Origin of the sequence: Pseudomonas rhizozeae (assembly GCF_031583775.1) — a bacterium.
In the GTDB taxonomy this organism is placed as follows: Bacteria; Pseudomonadota; Gammaproteobacteria; order Pseudomonadales; family Pseudomonadaceae; genus Aquipseudomonas.
This window is the reverse complement of the sequence record NZ_JAVLSB010000042.1, coordinates 58,029-70,300: the sequence shown is the minus strand read 5'-3', so window position 1 is coordinate 70,300 and position 12,272 is coordinate 58,029. Positions and strand designations below refer to the sequence as shown.

The 12,272-nt window shown below is 60.5% G+C and carries 10 protein-coding genes; 6 read left to right on the top strand and 4 right to left on the bottom strand.

Annotation, left to right across the window (positions count from 1 at the left end; genetic code table 11):
* Positions 1-34: 34 nt before the first annotated feature.
* Complete coding sequence (locus RG836_RS13305; RefSeq protein ID WP_310846025.1) at positions 35-1,876, bottom strand: sigma-54-dependent Fis family transcriptional regulator; 1,842 nt, start codon at positions 1,874-1,876, stop codon at positions 35-37.
* A 270-nt stretch (positions 1,877-2,146) separates the two neighbouring features.
* On the opposite strand from RG836_RS13305, the gene RG836_RS13300 reads away from it, so the two are divergent.
* The 6 genes from RG836_RS13300 to RG836_RS13275 are packed head-to-tail and all read left to right on the top strand — an operon-like array spanning position 2,147 to position 8,083.
* Positions 2,147-3,241 carry an ABC transporter ATP-binding protein gene (locus tag RG836_RS13300; RefSeq protein ID WP_310846024.1) on the top strand — a complete coding sequence of 365 codons (1,095 nt, stop codon included), beginning with the start codon at positions 2,147-2,149 and terminating at the stop codon, positions 3,239-3,241.
* Positions 3,241-4,338 carry an ABC transporter ATP-binding protein gene (locus RG836_RS13295; RefSeq protein ID WP_310846022.1) on the top strand — a complete coding sequence of 366 codons (1,098 nt, stop codon included), beginning with the start codon at positions 3,241-3,243 and terminating at the stop codon, positions 4,336-4,338. Before RG836_RS13300 ends, RG836_RS13295 begins: the two co-directional genes overlap by 1 nt.
* Positions 4,335-5,201: a carbohydrate ABC transporter permease gene (locus tag RG836_RS13290; RefSeq protein WP_310846020.1), complete on the top strand. Its 867-nt coding sequence runs from the start codon at positions 4,335-4,337 to the stop codon at positions 5,199-5,201. Before RG836_RS13295 ends, RG836_RS13290 begins: the two co-directional genes overlap by 4 nt.
* 8 nt (positions 5,202-5,209) lie before the next feature.
* Positions 5,210-6,010: a carbohydrate ABC transporter permease gene (locus RG836_RS13285; RefSeq protein ID WP_150615212.1), complete on the top strand. Its 801-nt coding sequence runs from the start codon at positions 5,210-5,212 to the stop codon at positions 6,008-6,010.
* A gap of 10 nt (positions 6,011-6,020) precedes the next feature.
* Complete coding sequence (locus RG836_RS13280) at positions 6,021-6,293, top strand: DUF2160 domain-containing protein (protein WP_310846018.1); 273 nt, start codon at positions 6,021-6,023, stop codon at positions 6,291-6,293.
* A 47-nt stretch (positions 6,294-6,340) separates the two neighbouring features.
* Complete coding sequence (locus tag RG836_RS13275) at positions 6,341-8,083, top strand: ABC transporter substrate-binding protein (RefSeq protein WP_310846016.1); 1,743 nt, start codon at positions 6,341-6,343, stop codon at positions 8,081-8,083.
* 46 nt (positions 8,084-8,129) lie between these two features.
* On the opposite strand, the gene RG836_RS13270 is transcribed toward RG836_RS13275, so the two are convergent.
* The 3 genes from RG836_RS13270 to nuoM all read right to left on the bottom strand — a co-directional run bounded on the left by RG836_RS13270 (position 8,130) and on the right by nuoM (position 12,236).
* Complete coding sequence (locus RG836_RS13270; protein WP_310846015.1) at positions 8,130-8,999, bottom strand: alpha/beta fold hydrolase; 870 nt, start codon at positions 8,997-8,999, stop codon at positions 8,130-8,132.
* 233 nt (positions 9,000-9,232) lie between these two features.
* Positions 9,233-10,696 (bottom strand): NADH-quinone oxidoreductase subunit NuoN, encoded by a 1,464-nt coding sequence (nuoN, locus tag RG836_RS13265; protein WP_310846014.1) that lies wholly within the window; start codon positions 10,694-10,696, stop codon positions 9,233-9,235.
* A gap of 7 nt (positions 10,697-10,703) precedes the next feature.
* The gene (nuoM, locus tag RG836_RS13260) at positions 10,704-12,236 is read right to left on the bottom strand and encodes an NADH-quinone oxidoreductase subunit M (RefSeq protein WP_310846013.1); all 1,533 of its coding nucleotides are present in this window, start codon (positions 12,234-12,236) and stop codon (positions 10,704-10,706) included.
* Positions 12,237-12,272: the final 36 nt, after the last annotated feature.

Below are 12,272 nucleotides of genomic sequence, written 5' to 3'. Positions count from 1 at the left end.
ATGTAACGCCTGGCACAGGCTCCCCGACCATTGCTCAATCAGCTTGGCGCAAGCGCTTGTAAAGGGTATTCCTGCTGACCCCCAACCGGCGCGCCAAGTGTGAAATATTCCCCCCCGCTGCCTGCAACTGCCGGTTCAAATCCTCGGCATCGTTGAGGTCCACCACCAGCGGCTCGGCGGTTTCCACCGGTTCCATGTCGAGGTCGACGAAAAAGTCATCCGGCAAATGCTCGGGGCGGATCGGTTGTTCCTCGGCCATGGCCAGCGCCACCTGCATCACGCTACTGACTTGGCGCAAATTGCCCGGCCACGGGTGACGCTCGAACAGTGCCAGCACTTCCGGGGTCAGCCCGGCCCACTGGGTCGGCTCGCGATGCTGTTCCCACAAGCGCTTGAACAGCGCCTGCTTATCGTTGCGCTCACGCAGCGGCGGCAGCTCCAAGGTCAAACCGCCGATGCGGTAGTACAAATCCTCACGAAAACGCCCCAGTTGCACCTGCTCGCGCAGGGAACGGTTGGTGGCCGAGATGATGCGGATGTCCACCGGGAACAGCTCGCTGCTGCCCACCGGTTGCACGCAGCGCTCCTGCAAGACCCGCAACAACCGCGCCTGGGTCGGCAGCGGCATGTCACCGATTTCATCGAGGAAGAGCGTACCTTTGTCGGCCTTGCGAATCAGGCCGATGCTGCCTTTTTGATTGGCGCCGGTGAACGCGCCTTTCTCGTAGCCAAACAGCTCGGATTCCACCAGCTCGGCGGGGATCGCCGCGCAGTTCACTGCAATGAACGGCTGTTTGCAGCGTGAACTGGCCTGGTGCAAGGCTTTGACGAACACTTCCTTGCCGACGCCGGTCTCACCGTGGATCAGCAGCGGAATGTCTTTTTCCAGCAGGCGCTCGGCCTGGCGCACGGCTTTTTCCACGCGGCTGTCGCCAAAATGCAAGCTCTTCAAACTGATGCCGTCGGCGCTGACTGGCGCCGGCACGCTGGACGGCTCGGCGAAGTAACGTGCCTGGATCGGCACTTGTTTCGGCCGTTTCAGCAAACACTGAAAACGATTGCGCCCCGACGCCTGCAAGGAGAACGGCAAGCCCTCGGGTTGATTAAGCAACTCCAGCAGCGACACCTTGAACAGGCTCTCGACACTGACCCGCGACAGGCTGATGCCGAGCAAATTGTCGGCGCGGCGATTGGCCGAAAGTACCTGACCGCTTTCATCGAAAATCAGCAGCCCGGCCCACTGACTGTCGAGGTTGTTCAAACCGGTATTGAACGTCAGTTGAAAGTGCTGGCCGTGAAACAGGTTGAGGATCAGCCGGTTTTCCACGGTCTGGCTCATCATCTTGACCATCCCCAGAGTGTGCGAGGGCGGCAAGTAGCTGTCGCTGGAGACATCCAGCACCGCAATGACCTTGCGCTCGGCATCGAAAATCGGCGCCGCAGAACCGGTCATGAAACGGTTGGCCTTGAGGAAGTGTTCATCGTGCTCGATGTGCACCGCCTGCTCGCAGGCCAGGGCAGTGCCGATCGCGTTGGTGCCGCTGCAACGTTCCATCCAGCTGGCGCCGGCGCTGAAGCCACGGGCCAGGCTGGGCTCGATAAAGCGCTGGGTGCCCCAGGACGTGAGGACTTGGCCCTGGTTGTCGGCGAGCATGATCAGGCAATTGGAATTGCTCAGGATGTTTTCGTAGTACGGCAGCACTTCCTGATGGGTGGTCTGCACCAATGAGTGCTGGCTCTCAAGCAATTGGGCGATGCCGTCGGCGGGCAACTGATCGAAGGCGGGAGTGCTCTGGTGATCAAGGCCGAATGCGCGGCAGCGTGACCAGGAGTCCTGAATGATCGCTTCGTGGGTCTGTTGAACAGGTGCGGCCATGATGGGCAGTCTCGAAATGCTTCTTTGTTTTTGTTATGGCGCCCGTCTTCGCGGACAAAAAGCATCTATAGAGTGTTGTTCACTATTGTTCATTGTCAATCGTTGAGCTGTTCAATTGTTCAGTCGCGGTTGTTCATTTCTGTTCATCTGTGAACCTGACCGGTCAGTCTGCTAACGGCTAATCCAGCAAAATCAATGGGTTAACAAATCTGGCACAGATGTCGCTATAGGGAAGGCACCGCTTGACTCCAAAAATAAAAAGGCCGAGCCATGTCATTAACCCTGGAACACGTCAGCCGCACCGTCGAGGGCCAGATCTGGATCGACGATGTGAATCTCCGTTTCGAACCCGGTTCGTTCAACGTATTGCTTGGGCGCACCTTGTCCGGCAAGACCAGCCTCATGCGCCTGATGGCCGGCCTCGACAAGCCCGACACCGGCCGCGTGCTGATGAACGGCGTCGACGTCACCCAGCGCCCGGTGCGCTTGCGCAACGTGTCGATGGTCTATCAGCAGTTCATCAACTACCCGACCATGACGGTGTTCGAGAACATCGCCTCGCCGTTGCGCCAGGCCGGGGTCTCTAACGAGATCATCCAGAGCAAGGTGCAGGAGACCGCGCGCATGCTGCGCATCGAGAAATTTCTCAAGCGCTATCCGCTGGAACTCTCCGGCGGCCAGCAGCAGCGCACGGCGATGGCCCGCGCGCTGGTCAAGGATGCCGAGCTGATCCTGTTCGATGAACCCCTGGTCAACCTCGACTACAAGCTGCGCGAAGAACTGCGCCAGGAAATGCGCGAGCTGTTCAAGCTGCGCCACACCATTGCGGTGTACGCCACCACCGAACCCAACGAGGCGCTGGCCCTGGGCGGCACCACGACGATCCTGCACGAAGGCAAAGTGGTGCAGAGCGGCGTCAGCACCGAGGTGTATCACCAGCCGAAAACCGTGCTGGCGGCCGAGCTGTTCTCCGAGCCGCCGATCAACCTGATGCCGGGGCGGATTGCCGGCAACGAAGTGAGCTTCGCCAACTTCGTGCACTTCCCGCTGAACGTCGACCTGCGCCCGGTGGGCGAGGGCGAGTTCCGCTTCGGTGTGCGCCCCAGCCACATCTCGCTGGTGCCGAGCAACGACGACGACCTCGAACTGGCGGTGACCGTGGAAGTGGCGGAAATCAGCGGTTCGGAAACCTTCCTGCATGTGCGCAACGAGCATTTCCTGTTGGTGCTGCACTTGCCTGGCGTGCATGAGTACGACGTCGATGCGCCGATCCGCATCTACATCCCGACCCATAAACTGTTTGTGTTCGATGCACAGGGGCGCCTGGTCCAGGCTCCCGGTCGACGCGTTGCGAGGGTTGCCTGATGGCCGAAATTCGTTTGCACAACCTCGCGCACAGCTACACCAGCACCCCGACCGGGCCTGAGGATTACGCGATCCGCGAGATGGACCACATCTGGGAACAGGGCGGCGCTTACGCGTTGCTCGGGCCGTCCGGCTGCGGCAAGTCGACCTTGCTCAACATCATTTCCGGCCTGCTCAGCCCGTCCCAGGGCCAGGTGATGTTCGACAGCAAAGTGGTCAACGACCTGACCCCGGAGAAACGCAACATCGCCCAGGTGTTCCAGTTCCCGGTGGTCTACGACACCATGACCGTGTTCGACAACCTGGCCTTCCCGCTGCGCAACCAGGGCATGGCCGAGGCGAAGATCCACAGCAAGGTCCAGGAAATCGCTGAAGTCCTCGACCTGCAAAACCTGCTGAGCAAAAAGGCCCGCAACCTCACCGCCGACGAAAAACAGAAAGTCTCCATGGGCCGTGGCCTGGTGCGTGACGACGTGTCGGCGATCCTGTTCGACGAACCGCTGACGGTGATCGACCCGCACCTGAAGTGGAAACTGCGGCGCAAGCTCAAGCAGATTCACGAGCAGTTCAACATCACCATGGTCTACGTGACCCACGATCAACTCGAGGCCTCGACCTTCGCTGACAAGATCGCGGTGATGTACGGCGGCCAGATCGTCCAGTTCGGCACCCCGCGTGAGTTGTTCGAACGGCCGAGCCACACCTTTGTCGGTTATTTCATCGGCAGCCCTGGCATGAACCTGATCGAGGTCACGCCGCAGCCCGGCGGCGTCGGTTTCGCCTCGACCCGGTTGCCATTGCCCGAGGCGATGCAGCAACGCATCGCCGAGAGCGAGTGGAAAACCCTGAAAGTCGGGATTCGCCCGGAGTTCGTGCACGTCTGGGACGAGCCGTTCGAAGACGCGATGCAAGCCCAAGTGGTGCACGTCGAAGACCTCGGCACCTACAAAATCATGACCCTCAACCTCGATGGCGCGCCGTTGAAAGTGCGCCTGGCCGAAGACAAACCGGTGCCCGAAGGCACGGCGTACATCAGTTTTCCGGCGCAATGGCTGATGGTCTACGCCGATGAATACCTGCTGGAGGCGCAGTCATGAACAAGGTCCAGAACAACAAGGCCTGGTGGCTGGTGCTGCCGGTGTTCCTGCTGGTGGCGTTCAGCGCCGTGATCCCGATGATGACCGTGGTCAACTATTCGGTGCAGGACATCTTCGACCAGTCCAGCCGCTATTTCGTCGGCGCCGACTGGTACAAGCAAGTGCTGCTCGACCCGCGCCTGCACGATTCGCTGCTGCGCCAGTTCATCTACTCGGCCTGCGTGCTGCTGATTGAAATCCCCCTGGGCATCGCCATCGCCCTGACCATGCCGACCAAGGGCCGCTGGTCGTCGCTGGTGCTGATTATCCTGGCGATCCCGTTGCTGATCCCGTGGAACGTGGTCGGCACCATCTGGCAGATTTTTGGCCGTGCCGACATTGGCTTGCTCGGTTCCAGCCTCAACGCCATGGGCATCAGTTACAACTACGCGGCCAACACCATGGATGCCTGGGTCACGGTGCTGGTGATGGACGTGTGGCACTGGACCTCGCTGGTGGCGCTGTTGTGCTTCTCCGGGCTGCGGGCGATCCCCGACGTGTATTACCAGGCGGCGCGCATTGACCGGGCGTCGAACTGGGCGGTGTTCCGCCACATCCAGTTGCCCAAGTTGAAAAGCGTGCTGCTGATTGCGGTGATGCTGCGCTTCATGGACAGCTTCATGATCTACACCGAACCGTTCGTGCTCACCGGCGGCGGGCCGGGCAACGCCACGACCTTCCTCAGCCAGACCTTGACGCAAATGGCCATCGGCCAATTCGACCTGGGCCCGGCCGCGGCATTCTCGCTGGTGTACTTCCTGATCATCCTGTTGGTGTCCTGGCTGTTCTACACCGCCATGACTCACTCTGACGCCAACCGCTGAGGCCCATCATGAGCAAGAGAAAGCTGATTCCGCTGCTGATCTACATCCTGTTCCTGCTGGTGCCGATCTACTGGCTGCTGAACATGTCGTTCAAGAGCAACACTGAAATCCTTGGCGGCCTGACCCTGTTTCCGCAGGATTTCACCCTGGCCAACTACAAGGTGATCTTCACCGACCCGAGCTGGTACAACGGTTACCTCAACTCGCTGTACTACGTCAGCCTGAACACGGTGATTTCCCTGAGCGTGGCGCTGCCGGCAGCGTATGCCTTCTCGCGCTATCGTTTCCTCGGCGACAAGCACCTGTTCTTCTGGCTGCTGACCAACCGCATGGCACCGCCGGCGGTGTTCCTGCTGCCGTTTTTCCAGCTGTATTCGTCGATCGGCCTGTTCGATACCCACATTGCCGTGGCCCTGGCGCACTGTCTGTTCAACGTGCCATTGGCGGTGTGGATCCTCGAAGGCTTCATGTCCGGGGTGCCGAAAGAAATTGACGAGACGGCCTACATTGACGGCTACAGTTTCCCCAAGTTTTTCGTGAAGATTTTCATCCCGCTGATCGGTTCCGGGATCGGCGTGACGGCGTTCTTCTGTTTCATGTTTTCTTGGGTCGAACTGCTGCTGGCGCGGACCCTGACGTCGGTCAACGCCAAGCCGATCGCTGCGGTGATGACCCGCACGGTGTCGGCATCAGGGATTGACTGGGGTGTGCTGGCGGCGGCGGGGGTGCTGACCATCCTGCCGGGCATGCTGGTGATCTGGTTTGTGCGCAACCACGTAGCCAAGGGCTTTGCCCTGGGCCGGGTATGAGGAACTGATGATGGAATGGATGAGCTGGACCGTCCCCACGGCGGTGTTCTTCGGCGTCATAGGCTTGATCCTGGTGGGCATGACGACCTGGGAATTGCGTTCGCCGAGCGTTCTTCGGCGAGGTTTTCTACCGATTGCCACCACCCGTGGCGATCGGTTGTTTATCGGTCTTCTCGGCAGCGCCTACCTGCATTTGCTGGTAATTGGCGTAACCGACTGGAGCATCTGGGTAGCGTCCGCGCTGTCCCTGGTGTGGCTGTTATCTGTGATGCGTTGGGGCTAGCCGAATTGCTCGGCCACGTAGCTCTGAAACCCAAAAAGGAGGTCTCTATGTTCGACAAAAACAATAAGCTGCGACATAGCGTTTCATTGGCAGCCATGCTGGCACTCAGCGGTTTGAGCGCTGCGGCCTGGGCCGATGCCTATGAAGACGCTGCCAAGAAATGGATCGGCAGCGAATTCAAACCGTCCACCCTCAGCGAAGCCCAGCAACTGGAAGAGCTGAAGTGGTTCATCAAGGCAGCCGAACCGTTCCGCGGCATGGAAATCAAGGTGGTTTCGGAAACCCTGACCACCCACGAGTACGAATCCAAGGTGCTGGCCAAGGCCTTCAGCGAGATCACCGGGATCAAACTGACCCACGACCTGCTGCAAGAAGGCGACGTGGTGGAAAAACTGCAGACGCAAATGCAGTCGGACAAGAACATCTATGACGGCTGGGTCAACGACTCGGACCTGATCGGTACGCACTTCCGCTACGGCAAGACTGAATCGATCACCGACATGATGGCCAACGAAGGCAAGAACTTCACTTCGCCGACCCTCGACCTCAAGGATTTCATCGGCATTTCGTTCACCACCGCGCCGGACGGCAAGATCTACCAATTGCCTGACCAGCAGTTCGCCAACCTGTACTGGTTCCGCGCCGACTGGTTCGAACGCCCGGACCTGAAAGCCAAGTTCAAAGAGAAGTACGGCTATGAACTGGGCGTGCCGATCAACTGGTCGGCCTATGAAGATATCGCCAAGTTCTTCAGCGAAGACGTCAAGGAAATCGACGGCAAGCGCGTCTACGGGCACATGGACTACGGCAAGAAAGACCCATCCCTGGGCTGGCGCTTCACCGATGCCTGGTTCTCCATGGCCGGTGGCGGCGACAAAGGCTTGCCAAACGGCTTGCCGGTGGACGAGTGGGGCATCCGCGTCGAGGACTGCCATCCGGTCGGTTCGAGCGTCACCCGTGGTGGCGACACCAACGGCCCGGCAGCGGTTTACGCCACGCAGAAATACGTCGACTGGATGAAGGCTTACGCGCCACCGGAAGCGGCGGGCATGACCTTCTCCGAATCCGGCCCGGTGCCGTCGCAAGGCAACATCGCCCAGCAGATCTTCTGGTACACCGCGTTTACCGCTGACATGGTCAAACCGGGCTTGCCGGTGGTGAATGCCGATGGCACGCCAAAATGGCGCATGGCGCCGTCGCCTGTCGGACCTTACTGGGAAAAAGGCATGAAGAAGGGCTATCAGGACGTAGGTTCCTGGACCTTCCTCAAGTCGACGCCAGAGAAACAGAAACTCGCGGCCTGGCTCTACGCGCAGTTCGTGACCTCGAAGTCGGTTTCCCTGAAGAAAACCATCGTTGGCCTGACGCCGATTCGTGAGTCCGACATCAACTCCCAGGCCATGACCGATATGGCGCCGAAACTGGGTGGTCTGGTGGAGTTTTATCGTAGCCCGGCCCGGACCGAGTGGTCGCCGACCGGCACCAACGTACCGGATTACCCGCGCCTGGCGCAGCTGTGGTGGAGCAATATCGCGGCGGCAGCCAGCGGCGAGAAAACCCCGCAACAGGCGCTGGACAACCTGGCCAAGGAACAGGACGCAATCATGACGCGCCTGGAACGCTCCAAGGTGCAACCGGTGTGCGGCCCGAAAATGAACCCGGAACGCGATGCGCAATACTGGTTCGACCAGCCGGGCGCACCGAAACCGAAACTGGCCAACGAGAAGCCGAAAGGCGAGACCGTCAACTACAACGAACTGCTGAAATCCTGGGCGGATGCCCGCAAGTAATGCGTAGTGTGTGACAAAGGAACGGCACCGTGAGGTGCCGTTTTTTTTACCCCGGCGGATGCCTTTTCAAGGCATCACGAACGGTTTTCAGCAGTGCCCCGTGGAAGATGTCATGCCCGGCGTGGACCAAGTGGCAGTCAACGTGCTGGTGCTGTCGCAGCCAGCGCAGGCTGGCCATGCCGAAGCGGTCGTGGATGCCTTGGATCACCCGGGTGTTGTCATTGAGGATTGGCTGCTCGTGGCCGCGGATGAAGAAATACTGGTTGATGTGGTAGTGCAGCTCCAGGCGAACGGCTTGCACGGCGTTTTCATCGACGAATGCGTCGAGCAGGCTGCTGCCCGGTGAATGTTGCTGCGGCGTCAGCATCGCCTTCATCCAATGCAGGGCGGCCTGGCGGCGCTTTGCGGGACAGTCGGCTTTCAGTGCCTGGTGAATGTCGTGTGGCGCTATGCTGACAGCCCCTGCGGTGACGGTTGACAGGCTATGGCGCAACGTTTGATCGTAGGCCCGGACATTGTCAGTGAAGGGCACGAACAGCGACGCCAAGGTGGTGTTACCCACCGCGCAGGGATAGTGCTGCTGGTACAGCGTCGCCAGCCAACTGCCCCAGGAAATCCCCAGCAAGCTGATTTTGTCGAAACCCAGGTATTGGCGCAGGCAATCGATGTCCTCGACACAGGCACTGGTGGTGTTGAGGCGACATTCGCCGTATGGCATTGAGCGCCCGCAACCCCGCTGGTCGAACAGGATGACCTCGAAACAACGCAGGTCGAAGAACTCCAGATGATGCCGGGTGCTGCGCCCGCCGGGTCCGCCATGGAGGAAAAAGATCGGTTCGGCGCCCGGCGTGCCGTGGCGTTCCCAGTACAGTAAGTGCCCATCATCGGTGGCGAACCAGCCCTGCTTCGCATCCATATTTTTCCGCCGCTATCGTGCTGAGGTGAGTGAACAGGAAGGCGTGATCGCCCACCTGTCGAAGGTCATCAGGGTAATGGCGGGCAACGCGCGCTGGCTGTAGGACGTTGCGCAGAGTCCGGCGGGGCGATTCGGGGTTTTGCGCGGAAAAGCGGGGCGGCAGGGAAAAATCCTACAAACGCAAAAACGGCACCCGAAGGTGCCGTTTTTGTGTTGCCGGGTGACTTAAGCGGTCAACCCGCCAGGCCCGATTGCTGGACCAGGGTCAGCAGCGGTTGCGGGTACAGGCCGAGGAAGAACGCCAGTACCGCGATCGCCAGCAGCATCACGCCGCCAGCCTTTTGTTCCCAGTGCAGTTGCGCATCGTGGCGACGCAGGTTCGGCTCGATCAGGTACAAGGTGACCATCACACGCAGGTAGTAGAAGACGCCGATGGCGCTGCCCAGTACCAGCGAACCCACCAGCCACCATTGGTGCGACTCGACACCGGTGGCGATGATGTAGAACTTGCCGATGAAGCCAGCGGTCAGCGGGATGCCCGCCAGGGACAGCATCATCACGGTCAGCACGGCGGTCAGGTACGGACGGCGCCAGAACAGGCCGCGATATTCGTACAGGGCATCGGCGTCGCGGCCGTTGTACGGCGAGGACATCAGGGTGATCACGCCGAAGGCGCCGAGGCTGGTGATCACGTAGGTCACCAGGTACACGCCGATGGCTTCCAGCGCCAGGCCCTTGCTCGCCACCAGCGCGATCAGCAGGTAACCGAAGTGGGCGATGGACGAGTAACCCAGCAGACGCTTGAGGTTGCTCTGGGTCAGCGCCAGCAGGTTACCGAACAGGATCGAGGCCACGGCGATGACACTGAGCACCGTGCTCAACACGCCGCTGCTGGCCACCGGGGAGATCTGGAACAGCCGCACCATCACCGCGAACACCGCGACTTTGGAAGCGGTCGCCAGGAACGCCGCGACCGGTGCCGGAGCACCTTCGTATACGTCCGGAGTCCAGAGGTGGAAGGGTACCAGCGACAGCTTGAACGCCAGGCCGATCAGCATCATGCCCAGGCCCAGTTGCGCCAGCGGGCTTGGCAGGCCGGTGGCCGCCAGGGCCTGGCCGATGCCGACGAAGCTCAGGGAACCGGCGTCTGCGTAGAGCAGGGCCATACCGAACAACAGGAACGCCGAACCGGCGGCCGACAGCACCATGTACTTGATGCCGGCTTCCAGCGAGCGCTTGTTGAAGAAGGCATAGGCCACCAGGCCGTAGACCGGCACCGACAGCAGCTCCAGACCGATGAACAACCCGGCCAGGTGCTGCGCGCTGACCAGAACCAGACCACCGGCGGCGGCCATCAGGATCAGCAGGTACAGTTCTTCGCGGTTGCCCGGGTAACCCGTGCCGCCATCGCCGAGGTAGGCATGGGCAAGGGTCACACACGCGAGGGTCGCGACCAGGATCAGCGCCATGTACAGGCAGGCGAAGCTGTCGACTTGCAGCAACGGCGTCACGGCCAGAGGCGCGACTTTCAAGGCTGGCAGGATCGACAGCAGGGCCAGGTTGAGGCCCGCCACCGAGATCAGGAAGGTTTGCGAGTGATTACGGCGCCAGGCGATTGCCAGCATCACCACGATAATGGTGAGGCTGGTGATCAACAGTGGCGCAAGCGCAATAAAGTGTTGAATCGTGAATTCCATAGCGCTCTTACCGGGCCGAAGCGAGTTGAGTGAAGGCGGTGCCGAGCCACTGCTGCACGCCATGCATCGTAGCGGCAGAGGTGTCGAGGAACGGTTGCGGGTAGACGCCGAGGTAAATCAGCAACACCGCAAGGCCGAGCACCATGGTCAGTTCGCGACCATCCATGCCATGCAACACCGCGTCCGATTTGGACGGGCCAAAGTAGGCACGGTGAATCATGATCAGCGAGTAGACCGAACCGAACACCAGGCCGGACGTGGCGATCGCGGTAATCCATGGCGCACTGACGAAGCTGCCGATCAGGATCAGGAACTCGCCGACAAAGTTACCGGTACCCGGCAGGCCCAGGGACGCGGCCGCGAAGAACAGGCTGATCGCCGGCAGGTACGCGATGCGCGACCACAGGCCACCCATTTCACGCATGTCACGGGTGTGCAGGCGCTCGTACAGTTGACCACTGAGGATAAACAGCGCAGCGGCGGACACACCGTGGGCCAGCATCTGGATCACCGCGCCCTGCAGGGCCAACTGGCTGCCGGAGTAGATGCCGATCAGCACGAAACCCATGTGGGAAACGGACGAGAAGGCAATCAGACGCTTGATGTCAGTCTGGGCGAAGGCCAGGAATGCACCGTAGAAGATCCCGATCAGACCGAGGGTCATGGCGATCGGCGCGAACTCGGCCGAAGCATTCGGGAACAACGGCAGGGCGAAACGCAGCAGGCCGTAGGCAGCGGTCTTCAACAGGATACCGGCGAGGTCGACGGAACCGGCGGTCGGCGCTTGGGCGTGCGCGTCCGGCAGCCAGGAGTGGAACGGCACCACCGGCAGCTTGACCGCGAAGGCGATGAAGAAGCCGAGCATCAGGATGTACTCGGTGGTCATCGACATCTTGGTTTTCAACAGGTCGGCGTAGTTGAAGGTAATCACGCCAGTGTTGTTGAAGTTGACCAGCACCAGACCGAGGATCGCCACCAACATGATCAGGCCGGATGCCTGAGTGAAGATGAAGAACTTGGTCGCTGCATAGATCCGGGTTTTCTTGCCGTCCGAAGAACTGTGACCCCAGAGCGCGATGAGGAAGTACATCGGCACCAGCATCATTTCCCAGAAGAAGAAGAACATGAACAGGTCGAGGGCGAGGAACACGCCGACCACACCGCCCAGGATCCACATCAGGTTCAAGTGGAAGAAGCCGACGTGACGCTGGATCTCTTTCCACGAGCAGAGCACCGAGAGGATGCCCAGCAGGCCGGTCAGCAGGATCATCAACAGCGACAGGCCGTCGAGGGCCAGGTGCACGTTGATGCCAAAGCGCTGGATCCAGACATGCTTGAACTCAAGCGCCCAGACCGGATCGGCGCCAGGCGCCGGAGCCAATGAATAGTCACCGTGGGCCCACAGCCAGAGGCCGAGTGCGAGTTCCAGGGTCATGGTCAACAGCGCAATCCAGCGCGGGAGGGTAGCGCCGAAGCGCTCACCCATCCAGCACAGCAGGCCGCCGATGAAGGGGATCAGGATTAGCCAAGGCAGAATCATGACGGGCTCAATTCCTTTCGCAAGTTCGCAAGGTTC